The organism is Marinobacter sp. VGCF2001, from assembly GCF_049943275.1.
GTDB lineage: Bacteria > Pseudomonadota > Gammaproteobacteria > Pseudomonadales > Oleiphilaceae > Marinobacter.
Genome location: NZ_JBNFVX010000008.1, coordinates 47279 through 65782, shown reverse-complemented (window position 1 = coordinate 65782; position 18504 = coordinate 47279). Strand labels below are relative to the sequence as shown.

At 58.3% G+C, this 18504-nt stretch carries 17 protein-coding genes and 1 tRNA gene; 9 read left to right on the top strand and 9 right to left on the bottom strand.

What is annotated here, in order from left to right; all coding sequences use genetic code 11:
• The first annotated feature begins 28 nt into the window (after positions 1-28).
• On the top strand, positions 29-1669 hold the full coding sequence (locus tag ACP2AU_RS09890; protein WP_426375964.1) for a sensor domain-containing diguanylate cyclase: 1641 nt from the start codon (positions 29-31) through the stop codon (positions 1667-1669).
• 8 nt (positions 1670-1677) lie between these two features.
• Here the strand turns inward: ACP2AU_RS09890 and nei are convergent, their stop codons facing one another.
• From nei to ACP2AU_RS09865, 5 genes are all read right to left on the bottom strand, one after another.
• The gene (nei, locus tag ACP2AU_RS09885; protein WP_426375963.1) at positions 1678-2520 is read right to left on the bottom strand and encodes an endonuclease VIII; all 843 of its coding nucleotides are present in this window, start codon (positions 2518-2520) and stop codon (positions 1678-1680) included.
• Between the two features lie 215 nt (positions 2521-2735).
• A tRNA-Phe gene (locus ACP2AU_RS09880) sits at positions 2736-2811 on the bottom strand.
• A gap of 119 nt (positions 2812-2930) precedes the next feature.
• Positions 2931-3203 carry an oxidative damage protection protein gene (locus tag ACP2AU_RS09875; RefSeq protein ID WP_426375962.1) on the bottom strand — a complete coding sequence of 91 codons (273 nt, stop codon included), beginning with the start codon at positions 3201-3203 and terminating at the stop codon, positions 2931-2933.
• 64 nt (positions 3204-3267) lie between these two features.
• On the bottom strand, positions 3268-4332 hold the full coding sequence (gene mutY / locus ACP2AU_RS09870; protein ID WP_426375961.1) for an A/G-specific adenine glycosylase: 1065 nt from the start codon (positions 4330-4332) through the stop codon (positions 3268-3270).
• On the bottom strand, positions 4332-6548 hold the full coding sequence (locus ACP2AU_RS09865; protein WP_426375960.1) for an AsmA family protein: 2217 nt from the start codon (positions 6546-6548) through the stop codon (positions 4332-4334). Before ACP2AU_RS09865 ends, mutY begins: the two co-directional genes overlap by 1 nt.
• Before the next feature lie 194 nt (positions 6549-6742).
• On the opposite strand from ACP2AU_RS09865, the gene ACP2AU_RS09860 reads away from it, so the two are divergent.
• The 5 genes from ACP2AU_RS09860 to hisF all read left to right on the top strand — a co-directional run bounded on the left by ACP2AU_RS09860 (position 6743) and on the right by hisF (position 10083).
• Positions 6743-7204, top strand: a complete 462-nt coding sequence (locus ACP2AU_RS09860) for an SRPBCC family protein (RefSeq protein ID WP_426375959.1) — start codon at positions 6743-6745, stop codon at positions 7202-7204.
• 102 nt (positions 7205-7306) lie between these two features.
• On the top strand, positions 7307-7900 hold the full coding sequence (gene hisB, locus ACP2AU_RS09855) for an imidazoleglycerol-phosphate dehydratase HisB (RefSeq protein ID WP_426375958.1): 594 nt from the start codon (positions 7307-7309) through the stop codon (positions 7898-7900).
• Between the two features lie 27 nt (positions 7901-7927).
• Complete coding sequence (gene hisH, locus ACP2AU_RS09850) at positions 7928-8569, top strand: imidazole glycerol phosphate synthase subunit HisH (protein WP_426375957.1); 642 nt, start codon at positions 7928-7930, stop codon at positions 8567-8569.
• The gene (gene hisA / locus ACP2AU_RS09845; protein WP_426375956.1) at positions 8563-9300 is read left to right on the top strand and encodes a 1-(5-phosphoribosyl)-5-[(5-phosphoribosylamino)methylideneamino]imidazole-4-carboxamide isomerase; all 738 of its coding nucleotides are present in this window, start codon (positions 8563-8565) and stop codon (positions 9298-9300) included. The genes hisH and hisA overlap by 7 nt, the downstream gene beginning before the upstream one ends.
• A 9-nt stretch (positions 9301-9309) precedes the next feature.
• The gene (hisF, locus tag ACP2AU_RS09840; protein ID WP_426375955.1) at positions 9310-10083 is read left to right on the top strand and encodes an imidazole glycerol phosphate synthase subunit HisF; all 774 of its coding nucleotides are present in this window, start codon (positions 9310-9312) and stop codon (positions 10081-10083) included.
• Here hisF and ACP2AU_RS09835 read toward each other — a convergent pair.
• From ACP2AU_RS09835 to gpmI, 4 genes are all read right to left on the bottom strand, one after another.
• Positions 10080-10895, bottom strand: coding sequence for a divergent polysaccharide deacetylase family protein (locus tag ACP2AU_RS09835; RefSeq protein WP_426375954.1), 816 nt, complete (start codon positions 10893-10895; stop codon positions 10080-10082). The two genes, hisF and ACP2AU_RS09835, sit on opposite strands and share 4 nt — an antisense overlap.
• Positions 10892-12298 (bottom strand): S41 family peptidase, encoded by a 1407-nt coding sequence (locus ACP2AU_RS09830; protein WP_426375953.1) that lies wholly within the window; start codon positions 12296-12298, stop codon positions 10892-10894. Before ACP2AU_RS09830 ends, ACP2AU_RS09835 begins: the two co-directional genes overlap by 4 nt.
• An 84-nt stretch (positions 12299-12382) precedes the next feature.
• Positions 12383-13522, bottom strand: coding sequence for a murein hydrolase activator EnvC family protein (locus ACP2AU_RS09825; RefSeq protein ID WP_426375952.1), 1140 nt, complete (start codon positions 13520-13522; stop codon positions 12383-12385).
• 20 nt (positions 13523-13542) lie between these two features.
• On the bottom strand, positions 13543-15090 hold the full coding sequence (gpmI, locus tag ACP2AU_RS09820; RefSeq protein ID WP_426375951.1) for a 2,3-bisphosphoglycerate-independent phosphoglycerate mutase: 1548 nt from the start codon (positions 15088-15090) through the stop codon (positions 13543-13545).
• A 200-nt stretch (positions 15091-15290) separates the two neighbouring features.
• Here gpmI and ACP2AU_RS09815 point away from each other — a divergent pair, with 200 nt between their 5' ends.
• The 3 genes from ACP2AU_RS09815 (at position 15291) to ACP2AU_RS09805 (ending at position 18480) form a co-directional block, all read left to right on the top strand.
• A complete protein-coding gene (locus ACP2AU_RS09815) occupies positions 15291-15707 on the top strand; it encodes a rhodanese-like domain-containing protein (RefSeq protein ID WP_426375950.1) in 417 nt (138 codons plus the stop codon).
• Positions 15708-15836: 129 nt separating this feature from the next.
• Positions 15837-16334: a protein-export chaperone SecB gene (gene secB, locus ACP2AU_RS09810; protein ID WP_426375949.1), complete on the top strand. Its 498-nt coding sequence runs from the start codon at positions 15837-15839 to the stop codon at positions 16332-16334.
• Positions 16335-16485: 151 nt separating this feature from the next.
• The gene (locus ACP2AU_RS09805; protein WP_426375948.1) at positions 16486-18480 is read left to right on the top strand and encodes a TonB-dependent receptor plug domain-containing protein; all 1995 of its coding nucleotides are present in this window, start codon (positions 16486-16488) and stop codon (positions 18478-18480) included.
• Positions 18481-18504: the final 24 nt, after the last annotated feature.

The following is an 18504-nucleotide window of genomic DNA, read 5'->3' as shown; positions in this document are numbered from 1 at the left end:
GTGCGTCCTTCTGCTGTGGGTTATGAGCATGGCGGCACACGCCTCGTCAACCTTGGATGTGAGTGCCGATGAAATCCGGCTAACAGACTTTCCCGTGGGTTATCTGATCGATGATTCGCAGTCTCTGAATTACCAGACTGCCCGCGAACAAACCTACGCGCCCACCAACAGCACCCCAACCCTTGGAACCGGGGCCTCCGTTACCTGGCACCGTATTGTGCTGAATAATTCAGGCGCAGAAGCAAAGCCCCTGTTTCTGCATTTGCCGGCGGCATTTCAGGTGCGGGCCATTGCCATTTACGAGGAGCGCGCCCAACGTTTGGTGGGGCAGGCCGAAGTGGACCTGAACAGCGCCAGCGATCATTCGCTGATGCACCGGGGGACGATTGTGTATCCGTTCGCGGTGCCTGCTGGCGAGACCACAACGTTATATATTCGCAGCCAGTTGTATTCGCACCAGTGGTTTGAAGCCGAGATCTATGACGACAAGTACTCCCGACAGGCTCTGGTGGCGGGTGGGCATCTGGATATCGCCCTGCTGGTGGGCATGATGCTGGCGCTGGTGTTCTATAACGGCCTGCTGTATTTCGCCACCAGCAAGAAAGAGAACATTCTTTACTCCCTTTACCTTATTTCAGGGGTTGTCTGGATTGCGCTCTCGTACGGATTGATTGCGCAGGCGTTCAATGCCTACGGCGATGCGGTATTCATTCTGAACCTGTCGGTGTTCACCATGCCGATCTTTCTTGTGCTGTTCATGATGGTGATTTTTGAGACCCGCGAGTTTTACCGCACGGAACACCGAACGCTCCAGGGTTTGCTGGTTCTGCTGGTGGCAGGCTTCTGTTATGGCCTGGTTGATATTGAGGGGGCGCTCATACCGGCCAGCAGCCTGGCGGCCCTGATGATGGTAACCACCCTGTCGGTTAGCCTCTCAATATGGCGCAAAGGCCACCCGCTGGCGAAATTCTTTCTGGTGGGTCACAGTTTTTTCATTGTGTTCAACGGGTTTGCCGTGCTGTTCTATAAAGGCCTGATCGAGCCCGGCTACCTCAACAGCCATGGGGTTGGCATTGGGATTGTGATGGAAGCGATTACCCTGGCGTTCATCATTTCCTACCGTATAAAGGTGCTTGAAGAAATTCGCGCCCAGCAGGATGAACTCAAACGCCAAGCCGCTACCGATCCGCTTACCCAGCTCTACAATCGCCGGTATTTTATGTCAGAAGGTGGTTCTCTGGCGGCGCAGGCGAGAACCCTGGGAGTGCCGCTGTCGGTCATTACCCTGGATATTGATCACTTCAAATTGGTGAACGATACCTACGGACACCACGCCGGTGACCTGGTATTGAAAGCGGTGGCCGTCAACCTACAGAAATTCAGCCGGGACCGGGATCTGGTTGCCCGCTTTGGTGGCGAAGAATTTGTGATCCTGCTGCCCGGAGCCGACCGCACCGAAGCCGAGGGGTGTGCCGAGCGTATTCGAAGCGGTGTGGAAAACGATGTTGTGCAAGCCGGCGAGGAGGTGAGCATCCGGGTGACCGCAAGCCTGGGTGTTGCACAGCTGAACGAGGCAACGGAATCGGTAGAAGACGCCGTTAACCGGGCTGACAAGGCGCTGTATGCCGCGAAAACCGGTGGGCGAAACCGGGTTTGTTGCGCGGCCTGACCGCTCACTTAATCCGGCACACCCTGGCACTCAGGGCAATAATACAGCCGCCGGCTGGCCATCAGAGTTTTAACCAGCGGCGATGCGCAATCGTGACAGCGTTCGCCATCGCGGTTAAACACCATGTGCCGGCGCTGACCGAACGTCCATCCTAGCTGTTTGAGCCGCTCGGCACGTTCTGGCGAATTGGTGATGCCCTTTAACCGATAGGTACGCTGCACCAGCGTCAGAATCGCCTCGGCCAATGTCGACTGTTGATTGGCGTCCAGATCACGAGGCCGTGCCCGGGGTGACACTCCCGCCTCAAAGAGGATTTCCGAGCGCAGGTAATTGCCGATTCCGGCAACGAACGCCTGGTCCAGCAGCAAACCACCCAGGTTCCGGCCCCGAAACCGCTGGTCATCAAACACCGCCACCAGCTGATCGACGCTGACCTCCTGATTGAGAGGGTCCGGCCCCAGTCGTGAGAGATAGGGCACTTCATGTAATTCATCAGGCCGAACCAGTTGGATGTCGGAGGCACTGTACAACCGGGCCGCTTTCTTCGGGCCGATAATGGCAAAGCGCAGTTGCCGGTTTGTACTCGGTTCCCGATCGGGTTTGCCGATGCGCCACTTGCCATACAGCTGGTTATGGCTGTAAACGCACCACGGCCCGTCTTCATCGGTGGCCTCAAAAAACACCAGCACGGCTTTACTCCGGGCTTCCACTCTCTCGACTCTGCGCCCCTGAAGGGCATTCTCGAAAGGCTTCAGATGCTCAAAGGCAAAAAACACAGATTGCGCGGTCTTGCCGCCAACGGCCTTATTAATGTCGTCGACCATGCGGCGTATTTCGGGACCTTCGGGCATGCTTGCTTCTACTCCGGATCAGTCTTTAAAGCATTACAGTTGCGCTAATCCCTACGTTGCCTTTGGCTATTCAGAGTTGTCAGGTGAAAAAGTTTTAGATGCCAGGCCTGTTTGAGCCGGGAGGATGTGCTGGGGAGAGTAAATTCTGGCGTGCTATTTCGGTAGTGCCAAAAACGACAAAACCCGCACAAGGCGGGCTTTATCAGAATTCTTAATGGTGCCCGGAGGCGGAATCGAACCACCGACACGGGGATTTTCAATCCCCTGCTCTACCAACTGAGCTATCCGGGCGTGTTGAGCTACGTGCTGCAACGGGGCGCTATTAAACCGGTTTAGGGTTTGGGAGTCAAGGCCGGCCGGTAAAAAATTTTGGAAGTTTTTGCCGGTTGTTCAGGCCTTGATCAAACGTCTTATTTTTCAGGCGGAACGTAGCCTTCGGCCTGGTCGAACGGTTCGTTATTGAAAAAATGATCCATCTGGGCCTGCAGGTATTTCCGGTTGTTCGGGTCCATCATGCTCAGGTGTTTTTCGTTGATCAGCATGGTCTGCTGGTTCTGCCATTCTTCCCAGGCGAGTTTGGACACGTTTTCGTAAATGTCTTGGCCCTTGGGGCCGGGCATCGGTGGCATGGCCAGGCCTTCCATGTCTTTCTGGTACTTGCGGCAGAATACAGTGCGGCTCATGTCGGCTCCTGTGCTGAGGTCAGTATGCCGGCATGATAACAGACACGCCGGCACCTTGGCTTGGTTACAGTAGCGTGGCCTGTTCCGGTTCGGTCAGCAGGGTGCGGATCGGCGCGGGCAGCCCCAGGCTGAGGGCTTCGTCCCGGTGTAGCCAGCGGTGGCGGTCGGAATCGGCTACTTTGGCGCTGCCTGCCAGCGGCAGGCGTACCGGCTGAATGTGCAGGTGGTAGTGGCTGAATGTGTGCCGGAAACCACTGAACGGTTCGGGAGTGTGGCAGTGCAGGCCCAGTTCACGCGTACAGGCATCCTGCAGTTCATCGGTACCATAGGCCGGGTCAAGTTCCGGCAGGCTCCAGAGCCCGCCCCAGATACCGCTGGGTGGCCGGCGTTCCAGCAGAATCCGGCCCTCGGCATCTTCCAGAATCAGCATCCAGGTGGTTTTTTCCGGCTTTTCCTTTTTGGGTTTCGAGCCGGGGTAAAGGCGAATCTCGTCCCGTTCGTAGGCCAGGCAACCGTCATTGACGGGACAGGCTTCACAATCGGGTTTGCTGCGGGTACACACCATGGCGCCCAGGTCCATGATGGCCTGGGTGTAGTCTTTCACGCGGGTTTCCGGGGTATGGCCTTCGGCGTGTTGCCAGAGTGTGTTCAGCACGGCGGTTTGCCCGGGCCATCCGGGAACCGCGTGGTAGCGGGCCAGAACCCGTTTCACGTTACCGTCCAGGATGGTGGCGCGTTTGCCGAAGGCCTGGGCGACAATGGCGGCCGCGGTGGAACGCCCGATGCCGCTCAGGCTCTCCAGTGTTTCCTGGTCGGCGGGGAATTCGCCGCCGAACTCATCCGCCACCTGTTTCGCGGCCTTGTGCAGATTGCGCGCCCGGGCGTAATAGCCCAGGCCAGACCAGTGGCCAAGCACGTCGTCTTCCGGTGCCGCGGCCAGCGCCTGAACATCGGGAAAGCGGGCCATGAAGGCCTCGAAGTAGGGAATAACGGTGGCCACCTGGGTCTGCTGGAGCATTATCTCCGAAATCCAGACCCGGTAAGCGTTGCGGTTGTGGTGCCACGGCAGGTTGTGCCTGCCGTGTTGGTCGTACCAGCGAAGGAGCTTGTCGGCAAAACGGTCGGCCATCAGTTGAACAGTCCCTTCAGGGCGTCCTTGACCTTGCCGCCGGCGTCCTCGCCCAGCTTCTCTTTCAGTTTCTCCTGCACCTTTTCTTCGGCCCTGGCTTTGGCGCGATCCACTTCTTCGCGGGCTTTGGCTTTGGCGGCGTTAGCGGCGATGTCTTTCAGGGTGTCCCGGAAGCGGGAGCCGTCAAATGAACACAGCCCGGCCGGGTCTTCGGTGAAATTGCCCCGGCATTCCACCGGGATGACCACGTTTTCCACGTATTCGGTAACCCGGCAGGCATTGTCGCGGTGAATTTCGCCAACCACGCGCAGGCCCAGTTCGTAGTCCAGGTCGGTTTGCTCAAGATCGACGGTGCCGTTGCCTTCCAGGCGCATACCGGCCAGGGCGGCCACCAGGTCGGTGTTGTTCAGGGTGTTGCCGTCAATCTTCAGAGTGCCGCGCATATCATTGAACGGAGTTGCGGTGCCCCAGTCTGTGGCGGTCAGGGTGTCCTGGTTGGCCAGGGCAATGCCCTGGCAGGCCATGCGGGTCAGGTTGATCTTGCGGAACTCGCCCTCGGCCAGGTTGAAGCTGACTTCGCCATTGGCGTTGTTACGCAGGGCGGAGATACGATTGCCGGTGGTGTCTACGGCGACTTTGATATTGGCGCCCCCGGACAACATATCGACCTCTGCCAGGTCGGTCAGTAATGGCAGGGTCTGGACATTGCTGACGTCAGACCGGACTCGCCATTTCGGATTGTCGGTGCGGGCATCCAGGGTGACATTGGCGCCGAAGCTGCCGTCATAAAGCTTGCCGCTGAATTCGTCTACTTGAAGCAAGCCGTCTTTGGCGGTGGTGCTGGCTTTGATGTCCTTGATGGTGAGGTTGCTGGCTACCAGCTCGCCCAGACCGAAATCAATGTCCAGCAGCAGGGTACGCAGGGTTTCCAGTGGCAGCAGGTCGGTTTCCGGTTGTTCGGTTCCGGCGGTTTGGGTGCTGTCTGTTTGTGTTTCCGGAGTCTCCGCTGCGTTGGCGTTGCCTTCGGCGGTGGGTGGCAGGTAACGATCCACATTCAGCGCATCGCCGTCCAGATCGAATACCAGCCCTCCGGTGGCGAGATTGTAGCTGCCGCCGCCGTTAAAGCGGGTGTCGTCCAGGGTGATTGCAAGCTCTGACAAAGCTACCACGCCGGGTTCGCCGCCCAGATTGGTTGATAGGGCAATGGCGCTCAGAACATTGGGGTCGCTGGTCTCAATGGCTGGCTGCCCGAGGTTCTCCAGAAGCTCCTTCACGGAGAACTCCGAAAGTTCAATCCGTCCATCCAGAGCCGGTTTGTCACCAAAGCCTTTGACATTGAGATCGGTATTCAGCGTCAGGTTGGCGAGACTGGCAGAGAAATCGCTGAGTGTGGCGGTTTCGTTCTCCAGATTGGCCGCCAGAGAGCCGGTGAGCTCGGCCGTGACGGATTCGCCGCCGAACGGTTCGCCGGACATATCAAATACTGCGTTCAGGCCGGAAACTGCGAATTCGTTCAGAGCCTGGTTGGCCTGGAGGCGCGCGTTGATGTTGCCATCCACGGCGAAGCGGGGCTGGGCGGTTTCAACCCGGAAGCGGACGGCCAGCGGGAATTCGGTACCCAGCGTGATGTTGCTGGCGTTTACCGTGAAATCCTCGAGGGTAACCGACTGACCAGTGCTCAGGTCGTTGTAGTGAACGCTGGCATTACCGATTTCGACGTTTTCGACATTGAAGTTGAGTGTTTCGCCGCTGGCGGGCTGGGGTTCTGAGCCGGCGGTTTCCTGCTGGGGGGTATCGGAGGCCGTATCGGCCGGTGGTGTTGCGCCTTTGTCCCGCATGATCCGGGTCCAGTTGCCTTCGCCCTGTTCGTTTACTTCCAGGCGGGCGTCCAGGCCGTTAAGCAGGAAGGTGTTCACCTGCGGTGACATGGCAATCAGCGACCAGAAATCGATCCGGGCGATCAGTTGCTCCAGCGCCACAAATCGCTGGTCGTCCAGGTTGGCCTCGACCTTGTTTAGCTCCAGGCCCAGCGGAATGAACGACCAGCCAATGTCGCCCTCCAGCATCAAATCAAGGTTTGTCTGCTTTTCAACGGCCGCTTCTATTTGCGGTTTGTAGTCGTTCGGATTGATTACTGCTACGGCAATGGCGATGGCAGCGACTGCCAGCAACACCAGTGCGATAACGGCGTAAATCGCGTAGCGGATTACTTTCATGTTCGGGTTCCTTTTCCGGTCGGAATTCGGTGGCCGATGTTTTATACGGTGAATAAACCAAAGGATAACGCAGGGTTAGCAAATTAACAGCGCGGGAGTATGACAATGCGGTAGTCTTGGTTCAAAATAGCTCCCTCACTTAATGTGCCGGGCGGGTAGCCTTTGGGCACGAATAAACAAAAAAGGAGTCGGCTGTGGCCATTACCGTATCGATTGAGCTGAACCGGGATTTGGAAATTCCGGCGAGCTACGATGAAGTTTTCGATCTGTTGGCGGATGTCCCCAAATCTGCCAGCCACTTCCCGAAAGTCGATAAGTTGGTGGACCTGGGCGATAACGCCTACCGCTGGGAAATGGAGAAAGTGGGTGTGGACAAGCACGCCATTCAGTCGGTGTACGCCTGTACTTACCATGCGGACAAAGAAGCCGGGAAAATCACCTGGAAGCCTATCAAGGGCGAGGGTAATGGTGTTGTCAGCGGTTCCTGGACGGTGATTTCAAAGGGTGACAAAGCCACCGCCGTGAAGTTTCAGACCAGTGCGGAGCTCACGGTGCCCCTGCCGAGCCTGCTCAAACTGGCGATCAGCCCGGTGATCAAGCACGAGTTCAACAGCCTCGTCGACACCTACATGGCCAACCTCAAGAAAGCGTTCTGAACTATCAGGGTGATTAATCCACGAGCGGGACTCCGGCTGACTTAATAGGTATAATCCGCGAATACAGTTTTCGGTAGCAAGCCAGTTTTCAACGGAGTCTCCATGGCCGAACGTAAGGCTCGGGTAGAGCGCAATACCCTCGAAACCCAGATTGTCGTCGAGATCAACCTCGACGGTACCGGCAAAGCCAATTTCGACACAGGCGTGCCTTTCCTCGACCACATGATGGACCAGATTGCCCGCCATGGTCTGGTGGATCTGGACATCGTCTGCAAGGGCGATCTGCACATTGATGATCACCACACGGTGGAAGACATCGGCATTACCCTGGGGCAGGCGTTCAAGCAGGCTGTGGGGGACAAAAAAGGCATTCGCCGTTATGGCCACGCCTATGTGCCGCTGGACGAAGCCCTGTCGCGGGTGGTCATCGATCTCTCCGGCCGTCCGGGGTTGCTGATGGATGTACCCTACACCCGCGCCAGCGTTGGTGGCTTCGATGTCGATCTGTTCGCCGAGTTCTTCCAGGGCTTTGTGAATCACTCCATGGTGACCCTGCACATCGACAACCTGAAGGGCAAGAACACTCACCACCAGATCGAAACCGTGTTCAAGGCCTTCGGCCGTGCACTGCGTTTTGCGATTGAAATGGACGAGCGTATGGCAGGCGTTACCCCGTCGACCAAGGGCGCGCTGTAACCGGCCACTGTAAGGAACAACTGCACCATGAAGACCGTCGCCATTATCGACTACGGCATGGGTAACCTGCATTCCGCCCGTAAAGCTGTAGAGCACGTGGCCCCGGACTGCACCGTACTGGTTACCGGCGATGCCGCCACTATCCGCGAAGCCGACCGGGTGATTCTGCCCGGCGTTGGCGCCATCCGTGACTGCATGGCAGAAATGCACCGCCTGGGCGTGGTCGAGCTTGTGAAAGAGGTTTCCCGGGACCGGCCGTTTCTGGGCATTTGCGTGGGTATGCAGGCGTTGATGGCCCGCAGCGAAGAGAATGGCGGGGTTGAGGGGATTGGCCTGTTTCCGTCTGAAGTTCGCTACTTTGGCGACACGCTCAACGATAACGGCGAACGTTTGAAAGTGCCACACATGGGCTGGAATCAGGTGTACCACACCAAAGATCATCCACTCTGGCAGAACATTCCGGACGGCGATCGTTTCTACTTTGTTCACAGCTATTACGCCGAGGCCGAGGGTAATGCCGATATGGCCGGCCGCACCCGGTACGGGGTCGACCTGGCCGCGGCGGTGGCGAAAGACAACATCTTTGCAGTGCAGTTCCACCCGGAGAAAAGCGCCCGGGCGGGACTGCAGTTGCTGGAAAACTTTACCAACTGGACTGGAAAATGCTGATCATCCCCGCAATCGATCTGAAAGACGGCAAATGTGTACGACTGCGCCAGGGCCGCATGGAAGACTCCACGGTATTCGGTGACGACCCGGTGGACATGGCCACCAAATGGGTAGACGCCGGCGCCCGGCGCCTGCACCTGGTCGATCTGAACGGTGCCTTTGCCGGCGAGCCGGTGAACGGTGAGATTGTCAAAGCCATTGCGGAGAAGTATCCGAATCTGCCTATCCAGATTGGCGGCGGCATCCGTTCCGCAGAAACCATCGAGGCTTACCTCAAGGCCGGCGTGCAGTGGGTGATTATCGGTACCAAGGCGGTGAAAGAGCCGGAGTTTGTGACCGAGATGTGCAAAGAATTTCCGGGCCACATCATCGTTGGCCTGGACGCCAAAGACGGCCGTGTGGCCACTGACGGCTGGGCCGAGGTTTCCGAGGTGATGGCCGTTGGCCTGGCCAAACGTTTTGCCAACGATGGCGTTTCGTCCATCGTGTACACCGATATTGCCCGCGACGGCATGATGCAGGGTGTAAACGTGGAAGCCACGGCAAAGCTGGCGGAAGAGGGCGGTATTCCGGTGATTGCCTCCGGCGGCGTGACCAATATGGACGACCTCAAGCGCCTGGCCACGGTGGCAGACAAGGGGGTGATCGGTGCGATCACCGGCCGCGCTATTTACGAGGGCACCCTGGATGTTTCCGAGGCGCAAGCCTATTGCGACAGCCTGAGCAACTGAGGACGAACCATGGCACTGGCGAAACGCATCATCCCCTGCCTGGACGTGGATAAAGGCCGGGTGGTCAAGGGTGTTAACTTTGTCGATATCCGCGATGCCGGCGATCCGGTTGAGGTGGCCCGCCGTTACAACGAGCAGGGTGCCGACGAGATTACTTTTCTGGACATTACCGCCAGCAGCGAAAGCCGCGATACCACCTATGAAACCGTTGAGCGTATGGCCGCTGAAGTGTTTATTCCTCTGACGGTGGGTGGCGGTGTCCGCACCGTAGACGATATCCGTAAATTGTTGAATGCGGGCGCTGACAAGGTTTCGATCAATACCGCGGCCGTGTTCAATCCGGAATTTGTGAAAGAGGCGGCCGAGCGTTTCGGTCGCCAGTGCATTGTGGTGGCTATCGATGCGAAGCGTGTGAGTGGCGAAAGTGAAGAGGCGCGCTGGGAAATTTTCACCCACGGTGGTCGCAAGCCAACCGGTCTGGATGCGGTCGAGTGGGCCAGAAAGATGGTGGACCTTGGTGCCGGTGAGTTGTTGCTCACCAGTATGGACCGGGATGGTACCAAGGTGGGGTTTGATCTGGGCCTGACCCGCGCCATCAGCGATGCCGTGGCGGTGCCAGTGATTGCCTCAGGCGGTGTCGGGGAGCTCCAGCACCTGGCAGACGGCGTGACTCAAGGCGGTGCAGATGCTGTGCTGGCAGCGTCTATCTTTCACTTTGGGCAGCACACCATCCCCGAGGCCAAAGCCTTTATGAAGGCCCAGGGCATCGAAGTCCGCGATTAATTCTTCCGTGCATAGGCAGGCCGGATGGCCTGCTTTTCCCCTTCCGCAAACATCTGCCGGTTATCGTTACGCATGGCCCAGACGCCGCTCACCGTGGCGATGGCGATGCCCTGTTCATCCAGCATCGGCAGGTGCTTCTCCAGATAATCCACGGTTACCTTGTGGGGGTGGCCGATCCCGATGGCGGTACCTTTCTTTTTAGCAGTCTGAATCAGAAGCTTGAACTGGCGGTCGACAAACTCTTCGGTTTGTTCGTGATCCAGGAAAACGTCCCGGGTCAGGCTCGGGATGTTGTAAGCGTCGGCCACGCTGCCCGCAATCGAGCTGGCAATGGTGCGGCTGTCCACGAAATACACCGGATAGCGATCCAGCTCCCTCATCACCCAGTCCATCGGCGCCAGTTGTTGGGTGAGCAGGCTGCCCATGTGGTTGTTTACTCCGCTGACATAGGGGATCGACTGCAGTGCACGGCGGAGGGTGGTGGTGATGGCCTGCTCGTCCATGGTCGATGTCAGGCCGCCCGGCCCAAGGCCAAAGTTCCGGGTGTTGGCCATGGGCGCGTGCAGCATGATTTCCTTGGACCGGGCATGAGCCAGCTTGGCCAGGGCCACCGTGTGCCGGCGATAGGGCAGGAAGGCGAGGGTTAATGGCTGGTCCAGCCTGGCCAGGCGCTCACCTTCAAACTCATTGTGGCCCATGTCATCAATAATGATGGCAATCGTGGGCTGCTGGGGTTCTGGCGTCCCCGTTGCGAGCGCAGCAGGGGACAGTACCAGTAGTGCCAGAAGGGTAAGGGTGGAGCGTAAGGTCACTGACTCTGTTCCTGCCGGTTGCTGTCGTTTTTCCGGTTGAGGATGTGCAGTCCTTTCAGGAGGTTGAGTGCAGACCGAAGCTGGTAATCCCGGTTTGCCGCTGATGCGCCGGCTTCAGCGGCCTGTTCACGGGCTTCCCGTGCTTCCTGCTCGTTCTCGCCCTCCAGGTGCCCACTCAGGTCGGCTTCAGTGAAGAATGGGCGGCTGTCCAGCTCCTTGAGCTCTGCCGGGCGAACCTCGATGTCCGGCTTGATGCCGGTGGCCTGGATGGAGCGGCCATCCGGTGTGAAGTAGCGGGCGGTGGTCATTTTGATGGCGTGGGTTTCGTCGAGAGGGATGACCGTTTGCACGCTGCCTTTGCCGAACGACTGGGTGCCCATCACCACGGCGCGTTTGTGGTCCTGAAGCGCACCGGCAACAATTTCCGAGGCAGACGCCGAGCCGCCATTGATCAGAACGACAATCGGCGTGTCTGCCATGATGTCGCCCTGCTTGGCACTGAATCGCAGGCGTGAACTCTGAATGCGGCCTTCGGTGTAGACGATCAGGCCCTCGTCCAGCAGGGCGTCAGCGGTTTCCACCGCGGCCTGCAATACCCCGCCGGGGTTGTTGCGCAGGTCGATCACCAGCCCGTCCAGGTCGCTGCCATACTCGGCCTCAAGATCGTTGAGGGCCTTCTGGAACTGCCGGCCGGTTTCGGCCTGGAACTGGGTAATCCGGACATAGCCGTAGCCATTGTCGATCATCCGGGTTTTCACGCTGGTTACCTTGATGACATCACGGGTAACGTCCAGCTCAATGGGGGCGCTTTCGCCTTCACGCATGATGGTAAGGGTAAGCACCGTGCCCGGCTTGCCGCGCATGAGGTTGACCGCCTCTTCCAGCGACATTCCCTTCACCGGCTTTTCGTCCAGTTTGATGATCAGGTCGCCGGCCTGCACGCCGGCTTTCTGGGCTGGTGTGTCGTCAATCGGAGAGATAACTTTGATAAAGCCGTTTTCCATGCCGACTTCAATGCCGAGCCCTCCGAATTCGCCGGAGGTGCTTTCCTCCAGTTCTTCATAGTCCTTGGGGGCCAGGTAAGTCGAATGGGGGTCGAGATCGGAGAGCATCCCTTTGATGGCGCTCTCCAGCAGTTCGGTATCGGAGACGTCTTCCACGTAGGCATCTTTGATGCGACTGAATACCTCGGTGAATTTGCGCAACTCATCCAGCGGCAGCTGTTCTTCCGGGTCCGGCAGCTTCAGTTCAACCTGTTCGCCGTTTTGTATGGACTCCAGAATCTGCCGGGTCTGGGCATCCTGATCCTGCGCCAGGGCCAGTCCGGGGGCGGTGAAACAACAGGTGGCAAGAATCATGGTGCGCAGTGGCGAGGTCTTGAGTGTACTTCTGGCCCGTTTCATTCACATATCCTGTTTTGTTTCCAATAGTTGGACTGGTTCCCGACCCGGACAGTATGGCGCTCGCAACGCCGTTTGTCAGCCCTGTTATGGCTTACCCAGCCAGCTACGGGGGTTAACCGGCTTGCCGTTGCGACGCACTTCAAAATAGACCGCCGGGTCCTCGGTGCCGCCGGTGCGGCCAGCCAGGGCTATGGTCTCTCCCGGTTGAACCCAGTCCCCCGGGGTCGTGAACAGGCTGCTGCTGTGGCCGTAGAGGGTCATGTAGCCATCGCCGTGGTCGATAATGGTGAGCAATCCAAAGCCCCGAAGCCAGTTGGCGAAGACCACCCGGCCGTAATGTACGGCTTTGATTTCGGCCTCTTCGGCCGTGTTCATCAAAAGCCCGTTGCGCCGCAATTTGCCATCGGCGTATAAGGCGCCGTAGTTGCCAACCACGCGTCCACCGGCTGGCCAGGGCAGTCGGTCGCGCAAGAATTTGAACGGGCTGGATTCGTTGGGTGCCGGAATGCTGGCAATCGCCTGCTGGACTTCTTTCAGCAGTTTTTCCAGGCGCTGGCGGTCCGCCTCCAGGGATTGTCGTTCACTTTGTCGGTTCCGGATGTCTGCTTTCAGGGCGGCCAGCGTTCGGGTGCGATCCTGACGGCTTTGCGCCAGTTGCTGCTGACGTTGATCCAGATCGGCTTCGGTCTTTGCCAGCCGGGTTCGGGTTGCCTGCACGGCGGTTCGGGCAGCTTTGAGTTGCTGAAGGCTGCGCTGGAACGCTTCCAGTTGGGAGACGGTGCTCTTGCTCAGGTATTCGTAATAGGTCAGGGTTCGGGCGATTTCGCCGGGTTCAATTTCGTTGAGCAGAACTTTCAGGGCGGGTGCGTCGCCTTTCATCCAGGCGGCGCGAATCTGGGCCTTCAGGTTTTCCCGCTGTTGTTCCAGGGTGCTGGACAGCTCATTTTCCCGGGTGCGAAGTTCACCAAGGCGCTCCTGCTGCTCCCGGGCTTGTTGCCGCAGGTCGCGGCGTTCCCGGGTGAGGGTGCTGATCTTGCGTTCGGTGGCTGCCAGTTGCTGCTCGAGAGTGGAGCGGTCTTCCTCGGCATCGGCCAGCCAGCGGTCGATGTCGGCAATCCGCTCTTTCAGCGCCTCAACCTGGGCGGGGGTTACATCCTGCGCGGCAGCCGCCGCGCTGCAGGCCCCAAGAACGAGAGCCAGCAGCACGGTGGTCAGTCTTGTCAACACGGTTGCCGGCAGAGTGATCAGTCGAACTCTACCAGGCTGTGCCCGGTCATTTCTGCGGGCTTTTCGGCAGCCATCAGGGCCAGCAAGGTGGGGGCAATATCACACAGGCTGCCGTCGTTCCTGAGATGAACCTTGCGGTGGCCGGTGTACACCAGCGGCACCGGGCCAATGGTGTGGGCGGTGTGAACCTGCCCGGAGTTGGGGTCGGTCATCTGTTCGCAGTTACCGTGGTCGGCGGTGATCAGTGCCTCGCCGCCCACTTCATCCAGGGCTTCAACAATACGCTGTACGCACTGGTCCAGGCACTCGGCGGCCTTCACGGCGGCGTCCAGTTTTCCGGTATGGCCGACCATGTCGCCATTGGCGTAATTGCATACAATCAGGTCGTACTTGCCGCTTTTGATGGCTTCCACCAGCTTGTCGGTGACTTCGGGGGCACTCATCTCGGGCTGCAGGTCGTATGTGGCCACGTTGGGGGAGGGCACCAGGATGCGGTCTTCGCCCTCAAACGGTGCTTCCTGGCCACCATTGAAGAAGAAAGTAACGTGAGCGTACTTTTCGGTCTCGGCAATGCGCAGCTGCGTTTTGCCCTGCTTCGCCATGAATTCACCCAGCCCGTTGGCCAACTGTTCGGGCGGGTAGGCGCAGCTGGTTTTGATGTCGGCAGCGTACTCGGTAAGCATCACGAAATCGGCCAGTGCCGGATGCTTGCGACGGTCGAATCCCTCGAAATCGGGTTCTACGAAGGTGCGCGTCATTTCCCGTGCCCGGTCAGCGCGGAAGTTCATGAACAGCACGGCATCACCATCGTTGATGGTGCCTTCGGATTCGCCGTCTGCGCGGATGTGGGTGGGTTTGACGAACTCGTCGTTCTCGCCACGTTCATAAGCCTGTTCCAGGGCCGCCACCGGGTCGTCGCAGATGAATTCGGCGTCGCCCAGGGTCATGGCATTGTAGGCTGCTTCAACCCGGTCCCAGCGGTTATCGCGGTCCATGGCAAAATAGCGGCCAACGAGGGTGGCAACGCGGCCAACGCCCAGACTTTTCATTTTAGCGGCGGCTTTTTCCAGCGAAGGGCGGGCGCTGCGCGGAGGCATATCGCGGCCATCCAGGAAGGCGTGGATGTACACTTCTTTGGCACCCCGGGCCGCGGCCAACTCTGCGGCTGCCAGAATATGATCTTCATGGCTGTGAACGCCGCCGGGTGATAACAGGCCCATCAAATGCACGGCCTTGCCGTTGGCGACGGCTTTGTCGATGGCATTGCACAGGGCTTCGTTGTCCTGGAAGGTACAGTCTTCGAGGTCTTTGTCGATGCGCGTCAGGCTCTGATACACCACGCGGCCGGCGCCGAGATTCATATGGCCGACTTCAGAATTGCCCATTTGCCCCTGAGGCAGCCCGACGAACATTCCCGAGGTGTTGATCAGGGTTTTGGGCTGATGCTGCCAGATCTTGTCCCAGAAGGGGGTGTTGGCATTGGAAATGGCATTGTCTTCTGCCGGGTCACGGTGGCCCCAGCCGTCCAGGATAATCAATGCAGTGGGCTTGCGCGTCTCGGTCATTTTGTCGTCCGCTTGGTTGCAAAAAGAACAGAATTTGAGTGGGGCAGATTGTAACCGTTTTCATTTACTCAGGCCACGCGGGTTCGCCCGTGTGTTGTGCATGAGGGTAATGAGGTACGCCTATTATGGCGCTGTGATTGCCTTCTGTGAGCCGGTGCGGGTGTGTATAATCCGGCCAAATCATTTGTCAGGGTAGTTTCATGGACCGCTTGTTTGAATTTGTTGTTAATCACTACATTCTGGCCTCGCTGTTTGTGGCGTTCCTGCTGGCCATTCTTGTTCTGGAATCGCGCCGCGGCGGTGCCAAGATCTCGGCCCAGGGCGCGGTCACGCTGATCAATAAAGACGAAGCCATAGTCCTCGATATTCGAGACCGCAAGGACTTCAATGAAGGGCGCATTACCGGTTCGGTGAACATACCGCTTAACAGTCTCAAGAGCCGGGTTAATGAGCTGAGTAAGCATAAAGAAAAGCAGATTATCGTCGCCGACAAAATGGGCCAGCACTCGGCCATGGCGGTTAAGCAGTTGAATGCCGAGGGCTACGATAACGTGGTGCGGCTGAACGGTGGCATCGCTGACTGGAAGGCCAGTAACCTGCCGCTGGTGAAGAAGTAACAGGGCTTGATCTGAATGGCGATCTGACGCACTGTTTCACATTACCAATCGGAACCTGGCAGTAAACTGTTCCGGCAGACGACATAACAACGGGTATTGCCCGATAATACGGAAACGAAAGGACTGATCATGGCTGAGAATCAGCAAGCCGCTGGCAACGAGAACCAGAACCAACCCCAGTTCGCCCTTCAGCGCATCTATGTGAAGGACCTGTCTTTTGAGTCGCCCAACTCACCGCTGGTTTTTCAGGAGCAGTGGAAGCCGCAGGTGAACCTGGACCTGAACACTTCCCACAACAAGATCAGCGACAACCAGTACGAAGTGGTTCTGTCTCTGACGGTTACCGCAAAAGTGGGTGAGAAGGTGGCCTACATTGTCGAGATCCAGCAGGGTGGCGTATTCATGGTGTCCGGCGTGGAAGGTCCGCAACTTGGCCAGATGCTGGGTGCCTATTGCCCGACCATCCTGTTCCCGTACGCTCGTGAAGCGATTGACGGCGTGGTCAATAAAGGCAGCTTCCCGGCTCTGATGCTGGCGCCGGTCAACTTCGATGCCATCTACGCCCAGGCGCTCAAGCGCAAGCAGGAAGAGGCGGCAGGCGAAGCGAAGGAAGAGCAGACCCACTAAGTCTCCGAGACAGCTCCAGGCTTATCGGAAATTGAAAACCGGCTTCGGCCGGTTTTTTTATGCCTGTTTGATAAATATCAACAAAGGGTTGAAATCGCAATTTATCTAAACAATAATCGTTCGCATTCAAATTGGCTAACGGTTATTACTTATGTTTCGGCGTGCTTTAGTTCTGGGTATTTGTGGTCTGGCGGCCGGTGTGGCTTCCCACGCTCGTGCGGGCGATGCAGGCTATCTGGACGAGCTGGTTGTGACGGGTACCCGAACCGAACGCCCCCTGCTTGATACCCCCGTTCGGACCGAAGTTGTTACCGGTGATGAACTTGAGAAAACCCATGCCCGCAACCTGAAAGAGGCATTGATCAACGTGCCCGGGTTGCAGTTGAGGGAGATTCACGGCAAGCCGGGTTACGAAGTCTGGCTGCAGGGTGTGGCGGCCGACCGGGTGCTGATTCTGATCGATGGTATGCCGATGACCGCCACCACTGGCTCCTCGGTGGATGTCAGCCAGCTGGCGGTGCTCGACATTGAGCGGATTGAAGTGGTCAAGGGCGCGGTGTCTGCCCAATATGGGAGCTCCGGTATAGGAGGCGTGGTGAATGTCATCACCCGGGCACCGGGATCGGGTTTGTCTGGCCGCTTCACCACCGATGCCGGTAGCTACGGCGAGCAGAATCCCTCCGGCGAGAAAACGGAACCTGCGCGCTACGGGGCCCGGGCGACGCTGCAGGGCGGCAGTGAGCAGCTTGCTATACGCCTCTCCGCATCGCACCAGCACTCTGATGGCATTGATCCGGAGCCTGAAACCTGGAGCCGGCCAGGAGATGAGTTTGATCGCAATGATTTGACGGCCCGTCTGGACTGGGCTCCGTCGGAGCAGCATCGTCTGAGTGCCAGTGTGGCCCGGTTCGAGGAAGAATCCGGTTCCCGGTTTGTGGTTCGTAAACCGCCCTTCGTTATTCGGCAAGGCAAAGACGAGGACGTGTACCGAACCCGGTACGGGCTGTCCGGCAGCCATGGCGATAACACCGAGGTTCGGGCGGGCTGGTCTGCTGTCCACGAGGTGCTTGAAGACAATACCGGGAAATATTCAGCCCGGGGTACCTTCGACGAGCGCCAGGCGGAGTCGACTTTGTCACGCTTGTCCGGGCACCTGGGGGCGCCTCTGGGTGTCAGTCATCATTTGATGGGCGGACTCGATCTGCAGCGGGAAACCCTCGCGCAATCGATTGATGGCGCTTCAGAACTGGGCAATGCCGGCGATCGCGACCGGGATGGCCGGGAGCTCTGGCTTCAGGATACCTGGATTCCTTTGTCTGCCCTGGAGTTGGTGACGGGAGTGCGGGTGCAGCACGACTCGGATTTTGGCACCCATACAGCCCCCAAAGTAAACGCCCGGTATGACCTGGTGCAAAGCCCGGGAATGACGGCCTTTATTCGCGGCGGGGTGGGTGCCGGCTACCGGGTGCCAAACCTCAAGGAACGTCATTTCACCTTTGATCACAGCCAGCTGGGCTACGTGGTCAAGGGCTTTCAGGGCTTGCAGCCGGAAGAATCCGTCAGCTACCAGCTGGGCGGTGGCTTGTCCTGGAATCGCAATGTGTGGCTGGAAGCCAACGCCTTTCTCAATGACATCGAACACCTCATTCAGACCACCGAAGATGTGGACGCAACCAGCGATCGCAACGACGGGGTGATGGTGTTCCGCTATGAAAACATTGCCAGGGCCCGCACCTGGGGGCTGGAAGCTACTGCAGGCTGGGAACCCGACGACCGTTGGCGGCTGACAGCAAGTTATACCCTCACCAGAACTGAAAATCGTGAAACCGGCAACGATCTCAACCGTCGCCCGGAGCACCAGGCTTCGTTTGCTGTGGATGGCCCGCTGTTGCTGCCCGGGTTGTCCTGGACCACGCGCATTCGCTACCAGAGCAAGGAATTTGTGGATGCCGCCAGCGGTTCTGAATCCCCCGCATTTACCGCCGTCGATCTGAAACTCAATTACCAGCTGAACGATCAGTTGCGCCTGTTTGCCGGTGCCGACAACGCCACCGACGAGCAGCGCGACTTTTCCGATGGGGATGATTTCCGGCCCGTGGCAGGGCGGTTCGTCTACGCCGGGCTGTCACTGGCATTCGGTGATTGAAAGCAGATTTCACAACAACGACCC